Genomic DNA, 25,212 nt, shown 5'->3' on the forward strand with positions numbered 1-25,212 from the left:
TAGGGCGGATAAGCGCGACGCGCGCATCCGCCGATTTATCGCAGCGACTCCCGCGCCATTTTTTCAAACTGCGCCGCCGGCATCGGATGCGCGAACACATACCCCTGCGCATAGTCGCATCCTGCAGCCAGCAGCAACTGCCGCTGCCCCTCGGTCTCCACTCCTTCCGCCACCACTTTCAGGCCCAGCTTGTGCGCCATCACGATGATCGCCTCGCACAGCGCCAGGTCGCCCAGGTCAACCTCCAGTTGCGACACAAAAGACTGGTCGATCTTGACGTAGTCGATATCGAACCGCTTCAGGTGCGACAACGACGAATACCCGGTACCGAAATCATCCAGCGCCACCTGCAGCCCCATCGCGCGGAAGTGCCGCAGCCGTTCGAGCACCTGGTCGGCGCCCTGCATCAGAATGCTCTCGGTGATCTCGATGATGATGCTCTGGCGCGGCAGTCCCAGTTCTTCGATATATCCGAACCAGCCCTCGTACATGTCGGCGTCGCGGCGGAACTGCACCGGTGACTTGTTGACGCTGACCTGGAACGAAGGATCAATCGCCGCCTGCCAGGCATGCGCCTGGCGCGCGGCTTCGCGGAACACCCAGTCGCCGATCTGGCCGATCAGGCCGTTCGACTCGGCGAACGGAATAAACTCCGCCGGCCCGAGCAGCCCGCGCGTGGGGTGGCGCCAGCGCAGCAGCGCTTCGGCCTTGTACACGGCGCCCGAATGCAGCGAGACGATCGGCTGGTACAGGATCTCGAACTGCTGGGCGGCGATCGCGGCGCGCAGGTCGGCGCCCATGTTCTGACGGGCGCTGGCCGCGGCCTGCAGGTCGGGAGTGAAGTAGCTGAAGCGGTTGCGCCCGCCGTTCTTGGAAGCGTACATCGCCTGGTCGGCGTTCGACAGCAGCGCGTCGAGGTCGCGCGCGTCCGGCGGGTACAGGGCGATGCCGATGCTGGCCGAAATGAAGATGCGCTGCCCGCCGATCTCGAACGCCTGCGACAGCGCTGCAATCATCGCCTGGGCGATCCGCTCCACGCTGCCGACATGGTCAAGCCCCGCGAGGATCACCGTGAACTCGTCGCCGCCCAGCCGCGCCAACGTGTCGGTCGAGCGCACGCACGAGGCGATCCGGCGCGTGGCTTCCACCAGCACCGCGTCGCCGGCCGCATGCCCGTGCTGGTCGTTGACTTCCTTGAAGTGATCGAGGTCGATGAACATCAGCGCCAGGAAGGCGGCTGTGCGGTCGGCCTTGCGGGTTTCCTGGCTTAGCCGGTCCATGAACATGTGGCGGTTCGGCAGGCCGGTGAGATGGTCGAAGTTGGCCTGCTGCCAGATCAATTCGGTGGAGACCTTGCGGTCGGTGATGTCGGTGACCAGCGCGAGCGCCCCAAGATAAGCCCCGCTGGCGTTGAGGATCGGGTTGGTGGCCATCGTGGTCCAGACGTCGCGGCCGTCCTTGCGCAAAAACTTGAACTCGTGGCGTTCGGCGATGCCCTGCTGCCGGCGCGCGATGTTCCGCTGCAAGATGATGCGCCCTTCTTCGTCCATGAAATCGGTCAGCGGGCGGTCCAGCATGTCCTCGATCATGTAGCCGAGCATCGACGCCATTTTCGGATTGACGAAGGTGGTAATCGATTGCGCGTTGATTTCCCAGATTCCCTCTTCGGCGCTGTGAACGATGCGGCGGAAGCGTTCTTCGTTGCGTTCGACCGCGGCCTGCCTTCCTTCGGCCCGTTCGATCATCACGCGGCAGGCCTGGCCGCTGCCGTCGGCGCTGGCCAGCAGCGTCACTTGCAGCCGCTCGCCGGCGCTGTGGCGCAGTTGGAGGCGGCACTGGACCGGCGCGGCGGAGTTGATCGCCTTGCCGAAGAAATGGTCGAAGTCCGGCAGGTAGGTACGGCCGACGAAGTCGCGCAGGCGGTGCGCCTGGGTCGCGTTGCGCGCGATGCCGAGCATCTCGGCGCCGACCAGGTTGGCTTGTAAGATGGTCTGGTCGAAAGCGACGACGAGGTAGCCGACCGGCGAGAGTAAATACAGGTCGTTGTAATAAGCCTGCTCTTCTTCGTAGCGCAGCCGGTCAAGGGTCACGCCGCACACATCGACGACCGCGCCAGCCAGGAACTGGGGATCGCTATCGACCATCATCAGGCCGGGACCGGCGCCGTTGGGCTGCACCCGCATACCGGCGCTGTGCGCCCGCTCGCTTGTATTGGTCACTGGATCGTTGTCGTTATCCATTTCACCTCGCCCTGGCGCATCCGGCCATGTTGCCTTAAAGGCTAGACTAGCATGCGCGTACGGGCGCTGTCGAGCAGCGCTGATCGACAGGCCGATATACAACGGGAATCAGTGCGCGCGGTTGAGGCGCCTTTCCGCCTTGCGCTGCAGTGCCTCGAACGCCAGGCTCAGGCACCAGTAAATGACGGCCGCAGCGATGTACAGCGGCAGCGGCTGGAACGTCGTGGCGATCACTTCCTTGGTGGCAAGCATCAATTCGGTGACGGTGATGACCGATACCAGCGAGGTATCCTTGATCAGGCTGATCAAGGTGTTGCTCATCGATGGCACCGCGACCCGGAGGGCCTGCGGCATGACGATGTGGTGCAGGGTCTGCCAGTAGCCCAGCCCCAGGCTGAAGCTGGCGCGCCACTGGCCCTGGCTGATGCTCTGGATCGCGCCGCGCAGGCTTTCCGACAGGTAGGCGCCGGAATTGAGCGACAGCGCCAGCACGCCGGCGGTGACCGGATCGAACTCGATGCCGATGCTCGGCAAGCCATAGTAGATGACGAAGATCTGCACCAGCAGCGGCGTGCCGCGCATCATGCTGACGTACAGCGAGGCCGGCCAGCGTACGATGGCCAACGTCGACATGCGCATCACGGCAACCGGGAAACCGATCGCCAGGCCGCCGACCATCGCGGCCATGGCGAAGATGACGGTGTAGCCGGCGCCCGTGAGCATCACGGGCGCGGCATCGCGCAGCATCTCGAACAATTCCGCCATGCTTACTTCGCCGGGCGCGACACGTCGCTGCCGAACCACTTCATCGACACCTGCCGCAGGCTGCCGTCGGCCGATGCGTCCAGCAGCGCCTTGTTGACCGCCGCCTTGAACTTTGGATTGCCCTTCTTGAACGGGATGCCCATGCGCTCGGCCTGGCCGACGCGCGCGCCGGCCTTGATCGGCAGCTTCGAATTGCTCAGCAGGTAGGCGACCATCAGGCTGTCGTTGAGCGCCGCGTCGATACGGCCGACGGCCAGGTCTTGCAGGTTTTCAGGCGCGGCCGGATAGCTTTTGACCTCGATGCCAGCGACGGCCTTGGCCTGTTGCTCATACACGCTGCCCTGCCCCACGCCGAGCTTCTTGCCTTTCAAGTCATTCAGGCTGGCGTAACTGGCCTGCTCGTTCTTGCGCACGATCAGCTGCGGATTCGAGTAGGTGTACGGCTCGGAAAAATCGAAGACTTGCTGGCGTTTCGGATTGATGCCGACCTGGCTGACGATGGCGTCGTATTTCCCTGCGCCCAGCCCGGCGAGAATCGCGCTCCACTCGGTCGTGACGAATTCCGGCTTCAAGCCCATCTTGGCGGCAACCAGCTTGGCCACGTCGACGTCGTATCCGGAAAGCTGGCCGGTCTTCGGGTCCTTGAAATTGAACGGCGGGTAGGTTCCCTCCATCGCGATGCGCAAGGTGCCGCGCGCCTTGGCAGTATCGAGCAGGTCCGCGGCCTGGGCCGGCAGCGCCAGCGTGGCGGCCATCAAGACGGCGGGAAGAATCAGTGCGCGGCGGCGTGTCAGGATCATGGATTGGCCATTTCTAAACGATTTAAGCTTGCTTTTATAACCGAAAAACCGCGGATGTGCACTAGAGCAAGTGTCACGCGTATCCCATTTTCGGGTTGCGCGACCCAAAGCGGTGACCGACCACGAGGGTTGTGCTGGCAACAAGGGAGGACAAGCCGATGATCAGCTGGACCAGCCTGTCGTCCGGCAGTACCCACAGCTGGGAGCGCGGTTCTTCGGCGCCGGTCGCGGCCACGATCAGCGGGGCGACCCAGCGGGCATCCTGGTCGACATCGAGCAGGATCGCGTCGGCGCCGGTGTTCATGTAGATGTTGCCGCCTTCGGCGAGGGTGAAGCACACGCCATAGCCGGTCTCCTGCGGGCGGATATGCTCGATCAGGCTCTGGTTGTGTTCCTCGATCCACAGCTCGACATCCTGCGGCGTTTCCAGGTGAATCCACGGGCGCGGACGGAAACGCGGCTTGGCCTCGCCCTCGGGCGCGGCAGTCTGGGGATCTGGCTTCATTGCATCCTGAAAATTAACAACAACGGCCCGTATGCTACGGTATTTCCGTGCCGTCGTATATGCCGAACTTGCTGCCATTCAGGCAGTCGAAACCATTTTCGGCAAGGAGGATGCCATGCGTGAAAACGAGAACAAGCGGCGCCACCTCAGCGGGCCTGGCGAATATGTCTCGGAGTTCGAGCAGTTCCTCGACCACTATATCGCCCAGCACCCCGAGGTGGCGGAAGACCAGATGCGCGGCTGGTACATCTGGTGGGACCACAAGCAAGATATCGCCGAGCGCGCCAGGGAGCAGCGCGACAGCGTCGCCGTCAAGCCCTACTCGTATGAGTGAACTGTCAGGCGGTGCTGGGGGGCTTGCTGGAGGCGAGCTTGGCTGCCATATAAATGCCGTACAGCGCCGCCACGCCAACCAGCGCATAGACCAGCCGCGACAGCGGTGTCAGGTCGCCAAACAGCGCCGCCACCAGGTTGAAGTTGAAAATGCCGACCAGCCCCCAGTTGAGACCGCCGACAATCATCAGGATGGTCGCGGCCCAGTCGAGGGCGTTCATTTTGGATCCGCGCGCCGCGGTGCCGGTACTGCGCCGCTCAGGGATATGGCGCCGTTCCATCGTAGGTGCGTTCATCGTTGCCATTGTTGCCTCCTGTTGGAAGCCACCCGGGGCGGTGGCCTATTGCTACGACCGCAAAAGGAGGCACAAGGTTCGACCAGATGGCGGATCAGCCCTTCCAGCTGCGCTTGACGCCGGTATCGGCGTGGATCCAGCCGCCGCTCGCGCTGGCGCGGTAGTAGAAGCCGACCCCGCCCTGGCGGAAGCTGCGTACCAGCTCGCCCAATACTTCCGGGTTCAGGCTGGCGATGCGGATGTCGGCCGCCTTGCCTTGCGTGTGCAGCGACTGGCGCGCTGCGGGAATACCCTGCTCGATCAGGCGCGCGTTCGACTTGACCGTGCGGTAGCCGGAAAGGATCTCGAGCGGCTGCGTCATGCCGTAGCGTTCGATGAACGCCTGGGCGCCCCACAGCGTTTCGAACAGTTTCGGGTCGATCGGCGCGGTTTCCTTGCCATTGACGTCGCGTAGCAGGTGACATAGCTCCTGGTAGGCCGAATCGATGATGTCGCCGTCTTTCCAGTACAGCAGCCTGGCCTTTTCGCCGCTGGCCGGACGGGTCACGTTCAGCACCCGCGGGCGCAGCCAGAAATCGATATCGAGCGCCTGCGCGTCGAACAGGTCGGGCGGCGGTGCGATGTCGGTGGCCATCGCGGTCGATGCGCCAATCAGCGGCACCGACAGCGCGCCGGCGGCCGCAAGGCTGCGGTGAAGGAAGTTTCTGCGTGTGAGCATCTGGTTTTCTTAAAAATATTATTGACCGGTGCAACCGCAAAAGCGTTTGCGGGCGTCCAGCGATGCGTCAGTGACCGGCTCGTTCAGGTTTTTCCAAAAGAAATCGCTTTCGATTCCAAAACAGGACATTTCCTTGCCGCCGTTGATGTAACCGTTGCGGGCGAAAAAGTCGTGGGCGCTGACCGTGCTCTTGAGTTTGATGACAGAGATTCCCCAGGCCCGCGCCTGCTGCTCCAGTCCCGCCAGCAGCAGCTTGCCGGCGCCGCGGTGCATCACCTCGGGCAGGACGTAGCACAGGGAGACTTTGCCAGCCTGGGTCAGCAAGGCAACGCCAACGACGTCGCCGTCGATGACGGCGACCAGCGTATGGTTGGTGGGGGTGGCGAACCAGGTCGCCACGGTTTCGGGCGTCTTGTTGCCAAGCCAGGAAGCCAGGATGGCAGGACAGTTCTGGTGGTCGTCCGCGCAGCATTCGGTGATCGAACGGCGCAGGACAGCACACACGGCAGTGGCGTCCTCCGGTACAGCAGTGCGAATCTCAATACCCATATGCATTCAAAAATAATAATCCCGGGCAAAACACATTGCCGTCATTCAAACCACATAGGCGCGACTATACATTGAAACCTGGGGTGAAGCGTTGCGCTGTCACGACGAGTCGGTCGGCAAATCGCCGATCCCCAGGTTGCCATCTAAGCATATGACGAAAGAATACTTCCGTTTTCGCCGCGAATTTTAGACTATGCAGTTCTGTTTCCACAATAGAGGCACATTGTAACCATGCATACCAAAAACATCGCACACGTCCGCCGCGGCATCATCGCCCTCGCCTTCGGCGCTTTCGCCCTGCCGTTCAGCGCCAGTGCCGCTGACGCCGAACTGCTCAATGTTTCTTACGATGTGGCCCGCGAGCTATATAAGGAAATCAACCCGGCCTTCATCGCCGAGTACAAGAAGACCACCGGCCAAACCCTCAACATCAAGCAATCGCACGGCGGCTCGAGCAAGCAGGCGCGTTCGGTGGCGGACGGGCTCGAAGCCTCGGTCGTGACGATGAACCAGGCCAACGACATCGACATGCTGGCCGATCGGGGCCTGGTGGCGAAGGACTGGGCCAAGAAGTTTCCGAACAATGCGGCCCCCTACTACTCGACCATGGTGATCCTGGTCCGTAAAGGCAATCCGAAAGCCATCAAGAACTGGGACGACCTGGCCAAGCCTGGCGTCAAGGTGGTGATCCCGAATCCTAAAACCGCCGGCAACGGCCGCTACACCTACCTGGCGGCATGGGGTTCGGTGCTTAAAAAAGGCGGCACCGAAGCGCAGGCGCGCGACCTGGTCACCCGGATCTTCAAGAACGTGCCGATCCTGGACGCCGGCGGCCGTGCTGCGACCACCACCTTCACCCAGCGCGAAATCGGCGATGCCCTGGTGACGTTCGAGAATGAAGTGCAGATGGTGCGCAGCGAGTTCGGCGACAACTTTGAGGTCGTTTATCCAAGCATGTCGATTCTGGCCGAATCGCCGGTGGCCGTAGTCGACAAGGTCGTCGATCGCCGCGGCGTACGCAAGCAGGCCACTGCCTACCTTAACTTCCTGTACTCGGAACAAGGCCAGACCATCGGCGCCAAGCACTTCCTGCGTCCGCGTTCGCAAGCGGTGTACAAGAAGTTCGAAGCGAACTACAAGCCGATCGCGCTGTTCTCGGTCGATGAAGTATTTGGCGGCTGGAAAGCGGCGCAGAAGAAGCACTTCGACGACGGTGGCGAGTTCGACAAGATTTACCAGACCAAGTAAGTTTCCGCACCTGCCCTTGTCGGCCTGGGCATTGCCCAGTACAGATTCCCGCTCTAGCGGGAATTTTTTTGGCCGGCGTGTGGACGCTGCACCAGCTTAGCGTTTGCCTAAGAGAAATTAACCACATCTAATTTACTGTTCAGGCCGTTTTTGGTTTGTGCGCCATAGACACCACTCATCCATGGTGATATCTTCGCCCTAGAGTAGTTGCTTTACAGCTATACGCGTTCTATTCCGTGCGCATCCCCCGCGCTCCGACGCTCACTCACTACTTTTCACGAAAAACAGTCACAACCGATGATCAAAAAAATTCTCGCCAGCGTACTGATGTCCGTCTCTGCAGCCGCATTCGCGGTGCCGTTCGGATCGCAGTCGGTGCTCGTCATTGAAGACGGCACCGGCAAAGTACTGCTGGAAAAAAACGCCGACCGCGTCGTGTCGATCGCGTCGCTGACCAAGCTGATGACCGCCATGGTGGTGCTCGACGCCAACCAGAACATGGATGAAATGATCGCGATCCATCAACGCGACGTCGACACCCTCAAGCACAGCACTTCGCGCGTGCCGGTGGGCGCCAAGATCAGCCGCCGCGACGTGCTGCACCTGGCCCTGATGTCGTCGGATAACCGTGCCGCCGCATCCCTTGCGCGCACGTTTGAAGGCGGCACTGTCGGTTTCAAGGCGGCGGTACGCGCCAAGATCCGTGCGCTGGGCATGACCCATACCGTGATTGAAGAACCGACCGGCCTGTCCCCGGCGAACAAATCCACAGCGGGCGACCTGGTCAAGATGGCTGCCGCAGCGGCCACCTACCCGACCATCGTCGAGATGACCACCGATGCCAAGGACATGATCCGTATTAACGGCCGCCGTGTCGAGTACCGCAACACCAACCGCCTGGTCGGCGCCAAAGGCTGGGACATCGGCCTGTCGAAGACCGGCTATACCGAAGAAGCGGGACGCTGCCTGATCATGCGCATCACCACCGCGGGCAAGAACGCGACGCTGGTGATGCTTAATGCTAAGTCAAGTTCATCGCGCGTTCTCGACGCGCTGAACATCCGCCGCTTCATCAACAACGGCGAGTCGCCGGTGATGGCCAAGGCCAGCACGCGCAAGCCGACCCTGCGCAAACGCGCCAAGGTGGCCTCGAAACAGAAGCGCCGCCGCCGTTAAGCCCGCGCTATCAGCTCGCGCAGTCCGCTAGCCCGCTGCGTCTTGCGCGAGATCGCCTCGCCCAGCACCGCGCTGGCCGGCGACACCAGCGTGAAGCGCTCGCTGGCCCGCGTAATGCCGGTGTAGACAAGCTCGCGCGCGATCATCTTGCCGTCGCGCGGCAGCGCCATCACCGTGTGGCTGAACTCAGACCCCTGCGATTTATGCACCGTCATCGCATACGCGGTTTCGACGTTGCGCAGGCGGGTGGCCAGCACGCTGCGCACCTTGTCCCCTTCCAGGAAGTACACCCGCAATGAGCCCGGCCGTGCCGGGTCGTTCAGTGTCAGGCCGATATCGCCGTTGAAGACGCCGGTGCCGTAGTCGTTCCGCGTCACCATCACCGGACGGCCCACATACCATTCGCCATGGCGCCGGATCAGCCCTGCGCCCTGGAGCTTGTGTTCGATCGCGCCATTGAGCCCATCCACACCCCACTCGCCGTCGCGCACCGCGCACAGGATGCGAAACGCTTCGAAGCGATGCAGCACGCCGCTCACCCATGCCGAATCGCCCGAGCCGCCGCCTGCGCGGATCGCGTCCAGGTAGGGCGTGTAGCCATCCAATCCCAGCTGCACCACGTGCTGCTGGTGCGCGTGCTCGATCCATTCGACCGGGCCACCCGCGCGCAGCACCTGGTGGGCGCGCTCGACGTCGCCGCCGTTGACCGCCAGCGCAAGCTGGCCAATCGGCCCGCCGAAGCGGCGGCTGTGGCGCAGCATCACGGTCTGCTGGGCCAGCGCTCCGGCGTTTCCGGTGTACGACGCCGGGATCTCCTCGCCGCTGGTGGCCAACGCGTAGTCCAGGGTCGCCTGCGTGTAGCCGCCGGCCTGCGCGTCGTGGCACAAGTCCCCCAGCACCGCGCCCGCCTCGACCGACGCCAGCTGGTCCTTGTCGCCGAGGAGAACCAGCATCGCATGCGGCGGCAAGGCGTCGAGCAGGCTGGCCATCATCTCAAGGTGCACCATCGATGCTTCGTCGACGATCAGGACGTCGACATCGAGCGGATTGCCCTTGTTGTGCGCGAACGAGCGCGTATCGGGGCGCGCGCCCAGCAGGCTGTGGAGCGTCCGCGCGGAGCCCATGCGCGCCGCCAGCTCCTTGAGGTTCAGGTCGCCGACCTTGTCGACCAGTTCGTCCAGTGCCTTGTCAATCGACTGCTTGAGGCGCGCGGCTGCTTTTCCGGTCGGCGCGGCAAGCGCGATGCGAAGGTGGCCGGGATCGGCGGAGGTGGCAAACAGCAGCGCGATCAGGCGCGCCACGGTGTAGGTCTTGCCGGTACCTGGCCCGCCCGTGATGATGGATACGGACCCGCGCAACGCGATCGTACTTGCCAGCTTCTGCCAGTCCGGCGATTCTCCGCTGCGTGCGGATGCAAACAGCCGGTCCACCTTCAGCTTGACGTCTGCCGCATCGACCTGGCGCACATTGGCGGCGCGGGTCCGGATGGTGTCGGCGACCAGCGCTTCGTCGCGCCAGTAGCGGCGCAAATACAGGCGGCCGCCATCGAGAACGAGCGGCTGGTCGAAGTCGAGGTCACCCGCGTGCCAGACCTGTTCGGCCGCGGTGAGCTGCTCGCTCCACCCCTTGGCATTGCGCGGCAGCGTGCCGGCGGCCGCTGCCAGTTCATTCCACTGATCCGCGGTCCACCCGAGCAGCGCGTGCGGACCCGCCGCCAGGTCGTCCAGCACCAGGCAGCTGTGGCCGCGCCCTTCCAGTTCCGACAGCACCAGGCAGGCCACCATCAGCGCGGGCGAATCGCTGCCAAGCGACGCCACGAAGCGTGCAAAGGCGCCGGACAGGCGCCGCATCTCGCCGGCCTCGGTCAACAGCGCGACCTGGCTCCACAGATCGGATTGCGGCAACTCGTTCTTCATGCGGTCTCCATTGCGCCAAGAAGGGCGTCAAGTCCGTCGAGCAGCGCGATGTCCGGCTCGATCAGGTAGCAGCCGCGTGTTTTTTCGTTGGCGATACCGCGCAGGAACAGGAACACCGCGCCGCCAAGCTGCCGGGCCGGATCGTATTCGCCGCCAAGGCGGCTCTTTAACAGCCGGTGCAGCGCGAGCATGTAGATCGCTCCCTGGATGTCGTAGCGGTGCGCCGCCATTCCTGCCGCCATCGCAGCGCGGGTGTAGGCGGCGTCGCCAGGTCCCAGCGCATTCGATTTGTAATCGAGTACCCAATAGCGGCCATCGTGTTCGAACACCAGGTCGGCGAAGCCTTTCAGCATGCCGTGCAGCTGGCGTTCCGGCAGCGCCGGGCGCACGGTATCGCCCAGCAGGTGCGCGCGGCACAGGCGGTCAAGTTCGCCTGAGCGCAGGTGTTCGCTCGGGAACCAGAACTCCATCTCCGGCAGCACGTTCTCCAGCTCCGCCAGCGGCACGCCAAGCTGCGGCAGCGGCGTGCTCGCCACCACCTTCAGCCACGCGATGGCGTCATCCTGCCGGTTGGCCCAGCCCGCGCGCTCGCAGCGCTGGGCAAGCCGGGTGTCGAAACTGGCGTCGTCAACGATGGCAAATCCCTCCTGCCCCATCCACTCCAGCTGCTCGTGCAGGAAATTGCCCGGCACCGAGCCGCGCGGGAAGCGATGCCATGGCGCTTCTTCGGTACGCACCAGCGCGACTGCGTCGGTCTCTTCCAGCAGTGTCTCTTCCTGCGCGCGCATCGGCGCGGCGCTGGTCTGCCGCGTCAGTGACGTGAACGAACCGACCGACCAGTCGCGCTCGAACTCGGCGTCGAACGGCGCGGCGTCGATCAATTCCGGGCGCACGTCGGCGCGCTCCAGCATCGTCATGCCTTCCGGCGCCGCCAGTGTGCGCAGATCAATCGCTGCGAGGTCGCCGCGCAGGCGCTCCCAGTGTGCCTGCAGGTCGGCCGCCGCAATCGGATTGCCGCCGCCTAGCAAGTAGCCCAGCGCCGAATCATGCAGGCGATTGGTTCCGCCCTTGGGCGCCGCCACCGCGGCGACACCCAGCCACAGGAAGTGGCGCGCCCGGGTCAGCGCCACATACAGCAGGCGCAGGTCTTCCTCGATGCGGGCGCGGTCCACCGCGGTCAATGATTCGTCCGACAGTGCGAGGTCGATGCGGCGCACGCCGTCGGCGGTCACGAACTCGAAGAAGCTGCGGTTGCGTCGATCGGTCTTGCGCGCGGTGACCGCGAACGGCAGGTACACCAGCGGATACTCAAGGCCCTTGGATTTATGCACGGTGACGACCTTGACCAGGTCGGCATCACTTTCCAGCCGCAGCACGCGCTCGTCGCTGCTCTCGCCCTGCCCTGCCACCTGCTCGGCGAACCAGCGAATCAGCGCCTGCTCGCCATCGAGCTGGCTGCTGGCCGACTGCAGCAGCTCGGCCAGGTGCAGCAGGTTGGTCAGCCTGCGCTCGCCGCCCGCCTCGCGCAGCAGCGCCGATGGCAGCCCCAGTTCGTGGATGAAGCGGCGCAGCATGGCCAGCACGCCCTGGCGTTGCCACACGGTGTGCAGCGCCTTCAACTGTTCGACACGAACTTCCCATTCCAGTTCATCGGCCGAGAGCCGTGCCAGTTCCGCCAACGCCAGGCCGGCGGTGCGGGTCGCAAAAGCGGCGCGCGCCAGCGAACCGTCGAGGGGATTGGCAACCGCATGCAGCCATCGCAGCACGTCGGCCGCCTCGTCGCTGTCAAGCACCGAGTCCTTGTCGGACAAATACACGCTGGCCACCTTGCGCTGGGCCAGCGCATTGCGGATCGCCGCCGCCTCGCGCCGGTCGCGCACCAGGATGGCGATATTTGCCGGAACCAGGCGGGTGAACTTGCCGTCGTCGTCGAACCCGGCATGCGGGTCGTTCAGCACGCCGACGATATGCTCGGCGCAGTGATGCGCGAAAAACGCGCGATAGTCATCGGCACGCAAGTCGTCGCGGTCGCTGCAGGACACGGCCAGCGCCTGGTAAGGTCCGTCGACCCCAACCAGCCGCTCTGTTTTATCGGTCGCGCCAACCGCCTCGAAGGGCAGCGGGTTGACCGCGCCCTTGCGGAAGCGGAAAGCACCGGCGGCATAGCCGCAGTGGTCGCCGTGGCCCTCGGCGTGCAGGAACAGGCGGTTGACCGCTTCGACCAGCGCCGCGGTCGAGCGGTAGTTGGTGCCCAGCTGGTAATGGCGGCCCTCGGTAGCCTGGCGTGCCGACAGGTAGCTGTGAATGTCGGCGCCGCGGAAGCCGTAGATCGACTGCTTCGGGTCGCCGATCAGGAACAGCCCGTGGCTGCTGTCATTGTCGGCCACGCGGTACAGCAGGTTGAAAATGCGGTACTGGTCAGGCGAGGTATCCTGGAATTCGTCCACCATCGCGACCGGAAACTGGTCGGTGATGCGCTTGCGCAGTGCTTCGCCATTCGGGCCTTCGAGCGCGGCCTTGAGGCGGTCGAGCATGTCGGCAAAGCCGAACTGGCGGCCGCGCCGCTTCAGTTCCGCCATCCGCCGCGCGATACTGGCGGCGGCATGACGGTACAAGCCGTGCGACAGCGGATCGATCGCCTTGAGCGCATCCCACAGGTCGGTGGTGAATTCAAAACAGGCGGGGACGTCGGCCATGAATCCCTTGCTGCAGGCGTCGGTGATGCCATCGGGCGTCAGGCGGTGCCATGCCGTGGCGTTCAGGTCCGGCATCAGCATGGCCGGGTCGAGCGCCCAGGCGCGCAGCGCATCGAACCACTTTACCAGCGAGTCGGCGCGCAGCTTGGTCCCATTGAAGCACTTGGGCGCGGCCTCGCGCTGTCCGGCGATCCAGCGTTCCATGTCATTGGCTCGCTCGACCCAGCCTTGCTTGAGCTGGCCAAGCTGCGCATGTTGTTCGCGCTGCACGCGCGCGATCAGTTCTTCCAGCAGCTCGTCCGGCGCGGGCCCGAGCACCTCGACGCGGCGCACCAGGTCGCGTACCGACTGCTTCAGCGCTCCCACATCGGACCAGCATTCCAGCAGGCTGGCAAGCGCCTCGCGCTTGAGCGGGTAGACATTCTGGCGCCAGTAGTCATGGGCGGCGTCTTCAAACAGCGCTTGCTCGTCGCTGACGAGCTCTTCGTCAAACAGGCTGCCGCTGTCGAAGGCGTGTTCGCGCAGCATACGCTGGCACCATGCGTCGATCGTGAAAATCGCCGCTTCATCCATCGTCTCGGCGGCCAGCACCAGCCGGTGCGCTGCCAGCTGGCGGCCGCCGTTGGCGTCGCTCGCCTCGGCCAGGTCGGCCAGGTAGCCGTCCTTGACATCACGCTCGCCGCGGAAATACGCCGCCGCTTCGACCAGGCGCTCGCGCACCCGGTTCGACAGCTCGCGCGTTGCCGCGCGCGTAAACGTCATCACAAGGATTTCGGATGGCAGCAGCGGCCGGGCGAATCCATCGTCGCCGCCGTGTCCCAGCACCAGCCGCAGGTACAGCGCGGCGATGGTCCAGGTCTTGCCGGTGCCGGCGCTGGCCTCGATCAGGCGCGAGCCATGCAGGGGGAAAGTCAGTGCGTCCAGCTTCATGTTTCATCCACCTCAAGCGACCGCACTTCGACGTGCTGTTCGATCCATTCGGCCAGCGGCCCGTACAGCGCCTTGGCGCAATCGAACCATTCAGGATCGGCGGCAAGGGCCGAGAAATCGGGCCACAGGCGCGCCAGGCATTCGTCCGCGACCTCGCCCGTCAGTTCAAAGCCGCCGTTGTACGTCGCGCGCGGGTCGCCGCCCTGCACCAGCGCGAGCGCCGTCTTGCAGGCTACCGGCACCGGCTTATCGAGGTTGCGACGCCATTGCGATACCAGCACGCCAAGCTGTTCGCGCGCCAGCGACTGGTCCAGCGGCGCCATGGTCACGATGGCGTCGCGCGCCACAAGGTAGCCGGTGACGTTGACGCCGGATGCCGCCGCCGCGAGCTGGCGCAGCCAGGCGCCGATCAGTTTATCGCCGCGCAGACCGCCCTTTTTATTCAACACCCGCGAGGACATCTGCAGCAGCCACACGGTACCGCCCTCGCCCGCGCGCAGTTTGTCGATCCAGTCATCGAGGTGGATGCCGCCAAAGTCGAGGCTTAGCGCCAGCTTGGGCGCGTCGTCCCGGAAGCGCGCGCACAGACCGAGCCAGGCGCTTCGCACCGGCACCAGTTCCCTTACCAGCTGCTCTTGCCAGCGCTTGCCGACCAGCCCGATCGGCAGCACGCCTTCTCGCTCCAGACGTTCGGCCCGGGCCTCCAGCACGGCCTGGACTTCGTCGCGCGCCTCCTGCTCGCTGCCATCGTCCAGCAGGCTGTCCTCGAGGAAGTAGCGTTCGAGAGCGTCGAGCGAAAACGGCTCTTCGTCTTCGCCCAGCAGGTCAGGCTCGGCAAACGAGACGCCAAGGCGGCGCCGGAAGAAGTGGCGTGCCGGCTGGCGCAGGAAGTCAGCCAGCTCGCGCAGCTTCAGGCGGTATTCGGGCTCCAGCTCGTACGGCGGCAGGTCTTGCGAACCGGCGCTGGCATCGAGGCCGTGCGCGGCGCGCCACTCACCCGCGTAGGTAAGCAAGCCGCCTTCTTCAAAATAGCGGCGACTGAACGGCTGCAGCGCGTGCACGGTGGTCAGCGCGTCGAGGTCGACATCCCAGCCAGCGGCGAGGTAATCGCGCAGCTGCGACACCAGCACCGATGCCGGCTGCTCGCTGTTGTCGCGCACATTGCGCCCGACCCAGCTGATATAGAGCTTGTCGCGCGCGGCCAGCACGGCTTCGAGCATCAGGTAGCGGTCATCGTCGCGGCGCGACCGGTCGCCCGGACGCGCCATGCCGGGCAGCGCCAACAGGTCGAAATCAGCCTGGCGCGCGCGGCGCGGAAAGTCGCCGTCGTTCATGCCAAGCAGGCAGACCACGCGGAACGGCACCGCGCGCATCGGCATCAGGGTGCAGAAGGTTACCCCGCCGGAGACGAACTGGTGGTTCAGGGTTGGCTCGTCGAGCGCGCCAAGCCAGGCTTCGCGCAGCACCGACAGCGGCACCTCCTCGTTATAACCTGCGTTCTCGGTGGTTTCGAGCCAGCCTTGCAAGGCGTCGTTCAACTGCGCGACGGTCAGCTTGTCGCCTTCATCGTCGGGCTTGAAGAAGGCGGCGAGCAGCGCGCGTGCATGGACGCCCCATTCCTGCGGGGTGTGCGAGGCCGCCAGCCTGGCGCGCCATTCCAGCAGCGTTTCGATCAGCTGCGCCAGCGACCCGGCCAGCGCCGCATCGAGTCCGCCGACTTCCTTGTATGGCTCGATCTCGCGGAAGTTTGCGCCATCGCCGCTTGCGTAACCGAGCAGCATGCGGCGCACGCCGAAGATCCAGGCGTTCTGCTCACCGGCCGATCCGAGCCCGAGGCCGTCGCGGTGCTGCTGGTCCAGCCCCCAGCGCACGCTCGCCCCTTCGATCCACTGGCCGAGCAGCGGCAGGTCTTCGGCGTCGAGGCCAAAGCGAGCCGCCACCGCAGGCACATCCAGCAGGTCGCGCACTTCGCTCTGGCGGCAGCGCTGCTGCGGCAGGCGCAGCAACCATTCCACGGCTACCAGCAGCGGATTGACGCTGCGGTCCTTGACGTCGCCGATTTCAAACGGGATGTAGCGCGGGTCGCTGCGCTTGTGCTGGTCGAATACCGCGTGGATGGCCGCCGAGAAGGTGTCGATGTCGGGCACCATCACCACCACGTCGCGCGGGCGCAGCGTGGCGTCGGTTTCAAACCACGACAGCAGCTGGTCGTGCAGTACCTCCACTTCGCGCTGCACGCTGTGGGCGATCGAAAAGGCGATCGAACGGTCGTCATGCGCGGTCTGCGCGCGCGCGTGATCCTTCACCGGAACCATGTCGCGTACGGCCGCCTGGACCTGCTCCAGCAGGCTGGCGCCCTCGCCTTCGCTGAACAAGTCGATGCGCACGTTCTCGAAGCGCGCCTGTTCGCCGCTGTCGAACTCGTCGAGCATGCGCACGAAGTCGCGCCCCTGCCTTCCCCAGCTTGCCAGCAGCGGATGGCTATGCGCGTGCATTTCTTCGAGCGGAATCGCCGACAGGTCGACGCCGCCGCGCGCCCCCTGGCGCTTGCGCGCCGCGGTCAGCAGGTCGCGCCCTTCGATGATGTCGCCCCAGTAGAACTGGCACGGATTCGGCACCGCCAGAAGCACCTGGGTGTAGCGCGACAACGCGGCGACGGCCTGCAAGGTCTGGTAGGGCAACGCGGATATGCCAAACAACACCACGCGGCGCGGCAGCCGGCCTGCGGGGTCCTGGCCCTGGTCGCTGGCCTGCACGAACTGGTCGTGGACGGTCGCGCGGCCAGTGGCGCGTGCATTCTCCGGAACGCTGTCGATCACCGCGCGCCAGAGCTGCCCCTGCCAGCGCTGGTCGGGCGCCAACGGAACCGCCTCGCCGCGCGCGTTGCGGAGCTGATCGCGCCCGGCGGCCCAATCGGCCAGCCAGTCGGCGCGGTACACCTGGTATTGGTCGAACAGGTCGGACAGGCGCTCGGCCAGCTGCAGGCGGCGCTCCGGGTCGCCGTCGCCGAGGAAGTGGCGCAGCGGCTGGAATACGGGATCGGCCAGCAGCAATGGCAACAGCCGCATCAGGCGCCAGGTTAGCGGCCCTTTGTCGAACGGAGACTGGCTTGGCACGCGCTCGCGTCCGAGCATGCCACGGTAGGCTTCCCACAAGAACCGCGCGGGCAACGCCACCCGGGTGGCGGCGCACACGCCGAGCTCCTCAGCCAGCGCGATCTTCAGCCACTCGGCGACGCCGTTCGATTGCACCAGGATGGTTTCTTGCTCCAGCGGGGCGAGCGGATTGTTACGCAGCCAGCCAAACACGGCGGCGCGCAATTGTTCCATCTGATTGCCGTGCAAAATGAGCAGGCCGGGCGTGACGGGTGAAGGCATGTTGGGTGGAATGATACCGTACGGACGGGACGGCACAGGATACTCTTTTTACTGACCCGGCGGTAGGTCGTCCGGCAGGCATCTACGCGCACGAAATGCCGTCGACCAAAGGCAGCGTACATTGATCCATCAGCCAAGGGCCGCGGAAGAAATTGCTTGGATCATCGCGTCACGCCGGCGGCAAAGTGGGCCGCTGCATTCGTTCCAGCACTGTGCTTGAGCAAGTCCGGTATCGACCCGAATCGGACCTTCGGCATATTCGCCAGCGGCCTGTCGCGCACGACTGGCGAAGCACCGATTTGCGCACCTGGAACCAGTCATTCAGGCATAGGCCCGATGTTCGCCAAACCGTAAGTTACGTCTACCCAACTCAGCGAGCCACGCTCGTCAGTAAAGAGCAGTATGTCGATCTCTTCAGGGAAGTTCGACGTGAAAACGAATTCGTAAAACAGGCGTATCAGGCACGCGTGACCAATCAAAACTAAATAAAGCTATCACTGGGAAATGTTGTGCTATTGTTAATCTATTTCGTTACCTCATTGATTACGTAATCGTGCTGGTACGCCATCAAACATGAAACACCCGGTGCCACACTCGAAGGAAAAAATGAAAAAGAAATGGATCGTCATACCGTCGTTGTTGGTGCTGACCGTGATTGGCGCCTATGCCACCATGCCCGTGTTTCGGTCTTTTTGGGGAGAATTGAGGCTGCGACCAAAGGTTGTCGTCGACAGCGCGATGCGGATAGAGGCGGTCGATACGCTGGTGGCCAAGCTGAACGATCACTATATTTTTCCCGACAAGGCCAAGCAGATTGAAACGGTCCTGCGTCAGCGCCAGAACGAGGGCAAGTACGATGGGATGACGGACGGCGAACAGCTGGCAAAACAGCTTACAGACGACCTTAACGGCGTAGCCCAAGACCTGCATATGAAGGTTTATTTCAGCCCCGGACTGGTACCGCCCGACGATGCAGTCGGGTCTCCACCGGCGTCGAAAGCGGAGTGGGACCAGCGCAGCAGCTTCTTCATGCGCATGATGGCGCGCTTTTCAGACCTTGACGTGGAAGAGGTCGATCACCTGAGCCCCAACATCGGCTACCTGAAGCTCTCCAGTTTCCCTCCTGCTTTCCTCGTGGCCGAAAAATACGCCGCAGCGATGGATAAACTCGCTGATACCGACGGCCTCATTGTGGACTTGCGCGAAAACCGCGGCGGCGGGCCGCAAACGGTAGCGTTACTGATCAGCTATTTCGTCGACCAGCGTACACGCCTCAACGACCTCTGGGATCGCAATACCGGCATCACCACACAGCAATGGACGGAAGATAAGCTTGACGGCAAACGCTATGGTAACAAGAAGCCGGTGGTTATCCTGACCGGCCCTGGCACGATGTCCGCCGGCGAAGACTTCGCCTACACAATGCAGGCACTGAAACGCGGCACGGTGATCGGCGAGCGGACCTGGGGCGGAGCCAACCCCGCGCGTCCTTATCGCCTGGGTGACCATTTCTTTGCCGTGATACCTGGCCGGCGCATCATCAATCCAATTACCCTTACCAACTGGGAGGGAGTGGGCGTCATCCCGGATGTCGCAGCGACGCCGGACAACGCGCTTGCGGCGGCCAGGGACCTGCTGCAGCGTGGACGTCGAGGAACCGCCCCGCTTGTCGCCGCGGGACGTTAACACCGCCGCACTTTCTTGGCGCCGCGCGACGAGGAATGCCGGGGACATCGCGACTTTTCCGACGCACGGCGTGTTATCTATCCTGGCTTCTCCGTGAAATCGAGCGGCGATTCTGGGAGCAAACAAGAAAAGTATCGTGCAAATCTAGCGGATCAGCATGCTTGGCATCGAGCGCGCCGTCCCAAACCTTGTAAGCTTACAGAGAATCGCATAGTGGCCATCATGGTGGCCCAAAAGCTCCAACGACAATGGTCGCCAGAGCAAATTGCAGGATGACTCAAGCGGCTGTTCAGCGGGCACCAGGAGTACCGCGTGTCGCACGAGACAATCTACCTCAGTCTGTACATCCAGGCCCGCGGCGCCTTGAAGAAGGAGCTGCTGGAGCACTTGCGCCGTTCACGCGCAATGCGCCGTTCGCGCCATCACACTCAAAAGACTGACAATCACGGCAGAATTACCGACGCGGTGTCGATCAGCGAGGGTCCCGCAACGGCAGCTGACAGAGCCATGCCTGGTCATTGGGAAGGCGACTTACTGTTTGGCAGTCACAACAGCCAAATCGCGACCTTGGTCGAGCGCCAGACACGCTATGTCATGCTGGGCAAAGTCGCAGGCAAGGATACCGAAACGGTCGTCAATGCATTGATCGACGATGCTGGCAGTGTATCTCGCGAACTCTACAAATCGCTCACTTGGGATCGCGGAAAAGAGCTGGCTGGCCATAAACGTTTTACCTTGGCGACCGACATTCAGGTCTACTTCTGTGCTCCCAAAAGCCCGTGGCAACGAGGGTTAAATGAAAACACGAATGGCCTGCTGCGACAGTATTTCCCGAAAGGACTGGACCTCTCCAGTTACTCTCAGGAAGGACTTGATGAGGTTGCCAGGAAATTGAACGAGCGACCTAGGAAGACGCTAAACTATCAAACACCGGCTCAACGATTTGAAGAATGTTGCGTGCACCGATTGAATCCGCAACCCATTGCAGACCTTCCGGCGCATCGACCATGCTGCTCCAGACGCCGCTCGCGTGACGTGCTTGCTGCCGGCCGATCGGGGAAGTTGCAACTTAGCCAGTCTCCGTGTTTTACAGTGGGTGGCTAGATCTGAGGCGGGTCAATTCGTTGCTCAAACTTCCAATTTCGTTAACCACAGTCTCTATGTCGGCCAAGCTGTACTCAGCTGATACCTGAAATGTGTCTGTAGCTCGACTAGAGACAACTAGTACGACGCCTTTTTGTACATCAAATCCAAGCCGACCATGCACTAGGATGTTTCGTTGCTCGCGCACGGCATGGGTTCGCGCTAGCCAGTGCATATAAACAGTAACTTGCTCTTCCACGGGTCGAGAACGGACGTCGGTTTCAAGGAGCTCTAGCTTGTCAAAGAAACTGCAACGTTGGATTTTTCTAGCTCGTTCGTCGTAAGTTTCGCCCGCATCTACCCAAGCAAGACAAAGATCTAGTGTGGACTCTAACCGCGAATATTCGAACAGCATCCGACCCAAGAATAATTCAGTGCGAATTCGAAGTTCATCACGTGCGGCATGCAACTGCGCTCCGGTCCAGTCCAATTTAATCTTTCCCGTTAGTGTTCGATGGATGTAAGCTGCCGAAATCATACTCGACGATAAATTGGACAAGTTCAGTCCGCACAAGGATGTGGAACTTCGCTAAAGCAACTGCATGCTCATGCTGTCGTCCCAGATATTTATCGTCCGCTCCTGGCCCAGGCCGTGTAAAAACGCAGAATCAGGCCTTGGCAGCAGAACTATACATGCCGATGCGTGGTGTGCGTCTCTTTAGGCCGCTCAGAGAGCCATGCCGAGTTTCCGGGATTTTCGATAGAGGCAGCACGGCAATCGCGCCAAACACGCGCTGTAGGGCCAGTAAAAGCGCATACGCCCTGACCGCTTCGATCATGCCGGCTACACCAAGCAAGGTCATCAAACGCTTAAGGTTATAGGCGAGCACGTGCAGCCCCATTTCGGTCTTCAAGCGCTCCAGGCCTTTCGTCAAGAAGTGCGTCGCTCCCATCCACGACTTGATGGTCCCGAACGGATGCTCGACTGAGCAACGTCGGATTCGCATGGCGTCGGGACTCTGTTCGAGCTGCACCTGCATGTCGTCGAGCAGGTCCTGGTGCTCCCAACGCGTCACGCGGCGCTGCTGGCTTGGCGTGCACTTGTCCTTGAGCGGGCAGGACTTGCAGTTCGAGCTCCAGTAACGGTTGAGCGTCATGCCTTTTTCGACTGCGGCGAAACGCCAGATCAGTGCTTGACCAGCCGGGCAGCGGAACTCGTTCTTCTCCCGATCGTAGACGAAGTCGGCCTTGTCAAATCTCCCGTCGGCCTTGGCGTTTGAGGTTTTAGTCGCCGGCACCAAAACAGCAATGCCGGCCTGCTTGCACGCCAGGATTTCTTCGCCCTTGAAGTAGCCGCGATCAGCGATCGCAGTCAGCGAGGTTGCCCCGATTGCGGTGCGAGCCTTCTTGGCCATTCCCGACAGTTGATCGCGGTCGCTGCCGATATTGGTTACCTCGTGTGCAATGATCAGATGATGCTTGGCGTCGACCGCGGTTTGCACGTTGTAGCCGACGATGCCTGAGCCCCGCGTCATCATGGAACGGGCATCCGGGTCGGTCAGCGAGATCTGCGTTTCGCCAGTCGCCTCCAGCTTCGCTTTAATTTCCTTGAGCGCCGCCATCTGCGACTTCATTGCCGCAATCTTGTCGTTCAACCGGGCGGTGCGTCCTTGCTTTATCGACGGTTCCTGCCTGTCAGCGGTGTCGAGTTCCGCCAGATAGCGATTGATATTAGCCTCAATCTCTTCCATCCGGCGCTTGAGCTTGGCCTGCGTGAAGTTACGATCGCTGCTGTTGACTGCCTTGAACTTGCTGCCGTCAATCGCTACCACTGCGTCCGAGAACAGGTCCAGTTGCTGGCACAGCACGACGAACTGCCGGCACACATTGCGTATTGCCTTGCCGTTGTCCGCGCGGAAGTTCGCGATCGTCTTGAAGTCCGGCGTCAGGCGCCCCGTCAACCACATCAATTCGACATTTCGATGCGCTTCGCGCTCGAGCCGACGGCTCGACTGGATGCGGTTGAGGTAGCCGTAAATGTAGAGCTTGAGCAGCACTGCCGGATGGTAGGCCGGTCAACCCGTCTTTGCCGGTTGCACCCGTTCGAACCCTAGTCTGCCCAGGTCGAGTTCTTCGACAAACGCGTCGACAACGCGAACCGGGTTGGTTTCGGCCACGTAATCATCCAGTAGCTCGGGCAGCAGCGTTCGCTGTCCGCGGTCTTCGCCCTCGATAAAGCGCTTCATTTAGCACCCGTATTGATGAGATACTGGCTTAACGTTTACCCAACTGGTTCCGTTTACACGATGGTGGGGTTTCTACACAGCCTGGGCCGGTTGCAAACCTATTGTAGCGTCCGATAACGAGCTATAGCGGACATCGAAGTTGCTGCGCGCGGGTAACGGCTGCACGAACGCCACTTTCAAAAGTAAGGCGATATGAGGTATCTCCAAATTGCCCAAGAAGCGAGTGCCCATACCAACAAAACAAAAATGATGCCCCAATTGCTACTTGGCTTGAGACCTTCCTTTGCCATCCATTCGTTGGCCTGCAGCTTGCAGGTAGCGAGGATGTCCGCAGGTATAAGCCTGACGGCCAGCCAGATCAATACCGGCAGCAAGATTACATCATCGAGATACCCCAGCACCGGAATGAAATCCGGTATCAAGTCAATCGGACTAAGTGCATAAGCGACGACAACGAAGCCGAGTAGCTTCGCTGCCATCGGCGTAGCCGGGTGTCTACAAGCAAACCAAAGCGTAACGCCGTCGCGTTTGATCGTGCGCGCCCATCCACGCATTTTTTCAAACAATCCCATTTGCCATCCAACGATTTTTGCCATCAAGCCCGACGCCGATATATGGAAGGATCTGTTTCACGATTGGATTCAAGGTAGGAGGAGAGGTTGAAACGTGGGTCCGATTTTGGCCTAACCGAGCCGATAGTTAAGCATAGCAGAGGGCTACGACTAAACGTCTCCGATTTTCACGGCTGGCCGAAATCGATAATCGTGTTGGCGACTAGAGCGCCTACGCGCAGCGTATCTTCGTACGAGGATACCGGCTTGGAAAACCGAAAGATCCGCCATTTGTCACGGAGGGGCGGATGCGATTCGCTAGATTCCAAACGCCTTCATGGTGGCGTCAGCCAGCATTTGCAGCGGATTATGCTGTTGCCGGTCTTCGCGGGCGTTCCGCGGCACTTCCTCATACAGGTAGCAGGCATTATGTCCGTCGAATTTGTCGTAAAAAAGCGGCTGGGTGCCTCTCAAGTAAGGGAGAAATGGTTCCGCGCGAACGATGGCGTAATGGGCGTTGGCGCTGAAACCCAGGGTCGCCTCCTGGCTGATTGCCCGGCTGGCCGCTGCACTTTCCAGTCGAACGCCACGACATCCTTTGACGATCAGTGTTGCCGGCCCTTCGAATGCCAAGTAACGCAACTGAAACGTGAGCCAGGCATGCATCGTCCCAATGCGCCAATGACTGCGGATTGTCGGTCGTTGTCCCGCCTTATAGACCATGCCGACAAGTCCACGCGGTTGAAGTACGAAAGACTCTCCAGGAGCAATCTCCACAAGGGCTATTTCATCGAGTGCGTCGACAGTGGACGACACCACAATCTCCGCCTCCTGCGTAACGCGCAGGCGTTTCAGCATCCACAGGTGCGCGGCAATGCTCGTTAGCCAATGGTGCCAGTTGAAGAGCAACTTCGTCGTGACGAGGATGCCTGCAGGCTGGCTTTGGCAGTAGTCCGGACGGATAAGCATCTCATCCTCGGAAGCCAACCTCACCAGTTGCGATACTGCGGAGATACGCGACCTGTCACCTCCCAACGTCTTATTTAACAGGGGCGCGGCAACGACATTGCCATCTGACTTGCGAATTACAATCGGTGGCCTGCGTGCGGCCAGCGGGGCCAGTACAAAATAAAAACCTGTGCGGATAGCCGCCGGAATAAGCCACCATCCGAGTAGCACGCCCAGCGCCGCCGGCAACACCGGACGCACGGCCAAATACGCCTGCCAAACATGGTTTTGTGCCGCGAGGTTTTCAGCCTGCTGAAGCCGGTCACGCAGCACTGCGGTGGCGCTGGCGAGGCGTTTCTGATCAACCTGGAAGGCCGAGAGGGCGTTGGGGTTCGGCAGCCCTTTTATTAAATTGCTTTGAGCTAAGAAATTCCGGTATGCCCTATTATTTGCGGCCAGGAGCACTTCTTCTGCCTTCTCTAGTTTCTTCAGCCGCAGGTACTGCGCGGTATAGGGAATTCTTCCAAGCCATACCGCATCTCGTCGAACCTGAGCCAGTTGCGCCCGCGAGAGCTGGTACGCCTGATAAGCCTTCAAGTGTACATGCCGAAGCTGCTCGCGTTTTCTTACCGCAGCATCACGGTCCCCTGCTACCACGGCGCGCGCGCGCAAGGCGACGAGATAGTCTCTTGCCTGGTACCGAAGGTCGATTTCAACCCGGCGTATCGCCTCCTTCTGCAACCGTGCAGCCACCGAATCAGCGCCCTTCACTGGGGCGAACAGGATCGACACCTTCTCCCGCTCCAGACGCCTGATATCTTCGTCAATGGCATGAATCTCCGCGTCGAGTTTGCGAACGGGTGCGCCCGACAATTGCCTGACGTGCTGGCCAAATGCGCCCACCAGCGCAACCTGACGCTCGCTTACATGTTTCTCCGCCCCTTGCAGCGCCGGGAGTTCGTCCACGATACGTTGAATGTGTTCCCACTCGCGTTGAATCCAGGGTACGGAAGCGAGACAGAGAACAATGAATATAAACAAAAGCAGGTTACGGCGAAGGAACTGGAACAAGACGATGGCAAGATGACCCACGCGGAAAGCCTAACGCTAAAAGTTGTTAAAGACGCGGTAACTGACTACACCATACAT

Annotated in this window: 16 protein-coding genes and 2 pseudogenes; 5 read left to right on the plus strand and 13 right to left on the minus strand. The window is 62.0% G+C overall.

The genetic code is table 11. The annotated features are described in order from the left end of the window. Positions 1-35: 35 nt before the first annotated feature. From I4X03_RS19410 to I4X03_RS19425, 4 genes are all read right to left on the minus strand, one after another. Positions 36-2,240 (minus strand): putative bifunctional diguanylate cyclase/phosphodiesterase, encoded by a 2,205-nt coding sequence (locus I4X03_RS19410; RefSeq protein WP_223469894.1) that lies wholly within the window; start codon positions 2,238-2,240, stop codon positions 36-38. A 108-nt stretch (positions 2,241-2,348) separates the two neighbouring features. Next, positions 2,349-3,005 (minus strand): amino acid ABC transporter permease, encoded by a 657-nt coding sequence (locus tag I4X03_RS19415; RefSeq protein ID WP_223469895.1) that lies wholly within the window; start codon positions 3,003-3,005, stop codon positions 2,349-2,351. A gap of 2 nt (positions 3,006-3,007) precedes the next feature. After that, the gene (locus I4X03_RS19420) at positions 3,008-3,805 is read right to left on the minus strand and encodes a cystine ABC transporter substrate-binding protein (protein ID WP_370660533.1); all 798 of its coding nucleotides are present in this window, start codon (positions 3,803-3,805) and stop codon (positions 3,008-3,010) included. Between the two features lie 73 nt (positions 3,806-3,878). Then, complete coding sequence (locus I4X03_RS19425; protein ID WP_223469896.1) at positions 3,879-4,310, minus strand: hypothetical protein; 432 nt, start codon at positions 4,308-4,310, stop codon at positions 3,879-3,881. 115 nt (positions 4,311-4,425) lie between these two features. Between I4X03_RS19425 and I4X03_RS19430 the strand changes: the two genes are divergently transcribed. Then, complete coding sequence (locus I4X03_RS19430; RefSeq protein ID WP_223469897.1) at positions 4,426-4,644, plus strand: DUF3460 family protein; 219 nt, start codon at positions 4,426-4,428, stop codon at positions 4,642-4,644. 4 nt (positions 4,645-4,648) lie between these two features. On the opposite strand, the gene I4X03_RS19435 is transcribed toward I4X03_RS19430, so the two are convergent. The 3 genes from I4X03_RS19435 to I4X03_RS19445 form a co-directional block, all read right to left on the minus strand. Continuing rightward, positions 4,649-4,948 carry a DUF378 domain-containing protein gene (locus I4X03_RS19435; RefSeq protein ID WP_223469898.1) on the minus strand — a complete coding sequence of 100 codons (300 nt, stop codon included), beginning with the start codon at positions 4,946-4,948 and terminating at the stop codon, positions 4,649-4,651. 85 nt (positions 4,949-5,033) lie between these two features. Then, entirely contained in the window at positions 5,034-5,657 is a 624-nt protein-coding gene (locus I4X03_RS19440) for a YcbK family protein (RefSeq protein ID WP_223469899.1), read from the minus strand. A gap of 18 nt (positions 5,658-5,675) precedes the next feature. Further along, positions 5,676-6,206 (minus strand): GNAT family N-acetyltransferase, encoded by a 531-nt coding sequence (locus I4X03_RS19445; protein ID WP_223469900.1) that lies wholly within the window; start codon positions 6,204-6,206, stop codon positions 5,676-5,678. A gap of 231 nt (positions 6,207-6,437) precedes the next feature. Between I4X03_RS19445 and I4X03_RS19450 the strand changes: the two genes are divergently transcribed. Both I4X03_RS19450 and I4X03_RS19455 read left to right on the plus strand, forming a co-directional pair. Beyond that, on the plus strand, positions 6,438-7,454 hold the full coding sequence (locus tag I4X03_RS19450; RefSeq protein WP_223469901.1) for a sulfate ABC transporter substrate-binding protein: 1,017 nt from the start codon (positions 6,438-6,440) through the stop codon (positions 7,452-7,454). A gap of 327 nt (positions 7,455-7,781) precedes the next feature. Next, on the plus strand, positions 7,782-8,630 hold the full coding sequence (locus I4X03_RS19455) for a serine hydrolase (protein ID WP_370660534.1): 849 nt from the start codon (positions 7,782-7,784) through the stop codon (positions 8,628-8,630). Here I4X03_RS19455 and recD read toward each other — a convergent pair. Genes recD through recC form a run of 3 tightly spaced genes read right to left on the minus strand, consistent with a single transcriptional unit; the run spans position 8,627 to position 17,549 of the window. Further along, a complete protein-coding gene (gene recD / locus I4X03_RS19460; RefSeq protein WP_223469903.1) occupies positions 8,627-10,546 on the minus strand; it encodes an exodeoxyribonuclease V subunit alpha in 1,920 nt (639 codons plus the stop codon). The two genes, I4X03_RS19455 and recD, sit on opposite strands and share 4 nt — an antisense overlap. After that, complete coding sequence (gene recB, locus I4X03_RS19465) at positions 10,543-14,172, minus strand: exodeoxyribonuclease V subunit beta (protein ID WP_223469904.1); 3,630 nt, start codon at positions 14,170-14,172, stop codon at positions 10,543-10,545. The genes recD and recB overlap by 4 nt, the downstream gene beginning before the upstream one ends. Beyond that, positions 14,169-17,549 carry an exodeoxyribonuclease V subunit gamma gene (recC, locus tag I4X03_RS19470; protein WP_223469905.1) on the minus strand — a complete coding sequence of 1,127 codons (3,381 nt, stop codon included), beginning with the start codon at positions 17,547-17,549 and terminating at the stop codon, positions 14,169-14,171. Before recC ends, recB begins: the two co-directional genes overlap by 4 nt. A gap of 606 nt (positions 17,550-18,155) precedes the next feature. Here recC and I4X03_RS19475 point away from each other — a divergent pair. Together I4X03_RS19475 and I4X03_RS19480 are read left to right on the plus strand one after the other, a co-directional pair. Continuing rightward, positions 18,156-19,235 (plus strand): S41 family peptidase, encoded by a 1,080-nt coding sequence (locus I4X03_RS19475; RefSeq protein WP_223469906.1) that lies wholly within the window; start codon positions 18,156-18,158, stop codon positions 19,233-19,235. Positions 19,236-19,361: 126 nt separating this feature from the next. Then, positions 19,362-20,180 (plus strand): annotated as a pseudogene (locus tag I4X03_RS19480) (IS30 family transposase); the annotation flags it as partial. A gap of 956 nt (positions 20,181-21,136) precedes the next feature. Here the strand turns inward: I4X03_RS19480 and I4X03_RS19485 are convergent. From I4X03_RS19485 to I4X03_RS19495, 3 genes and pseudogenes are all read right to left on the minus strand, one after another. Further along, positions 21,137-22,564: pseudogene (locus tag I4X03_RS19485) on the minus strand (IS1182 family transposase); the annotation flags it as partial. A 176-nt stretch (positions 22,565-22,740) separates the two neighbouring features. After that, positions 22,741-23,136, minus strand: coding sequence for a YkvA family protein (locus I4X03_RS19490; protein ID WP_223470077.1), 396 nt, complete (start codon positions 23,134-23,136; stop codon positions 22,741-22,743). Between the two features lie 297 nt (positions 23,137-23,433). Then, on the minus strand, positions 23,434-25,155 hold the full coding sequence (locus tag I4X03_RS19495; RefSeq protein ID WP_223469907.1) for a hypothetical protein: 1,722 nt from the start codon (positions 25,153-25,155) through the stop codon (positions 23,434-23,436). Positions 25,156-25,212: the final 57 nt, after the last annotated feature.

The organism is Massilia soli (assembly GCF_016809835.1).
In the GTDB taxonomy this organism is placed as follows: domain Bacteria; phylum Pseudomonadota; class Gammaproteobacteria; order Burkholderiales; family Burkholderiaceae_D; genus Telluria_A; species Telluria_A soli.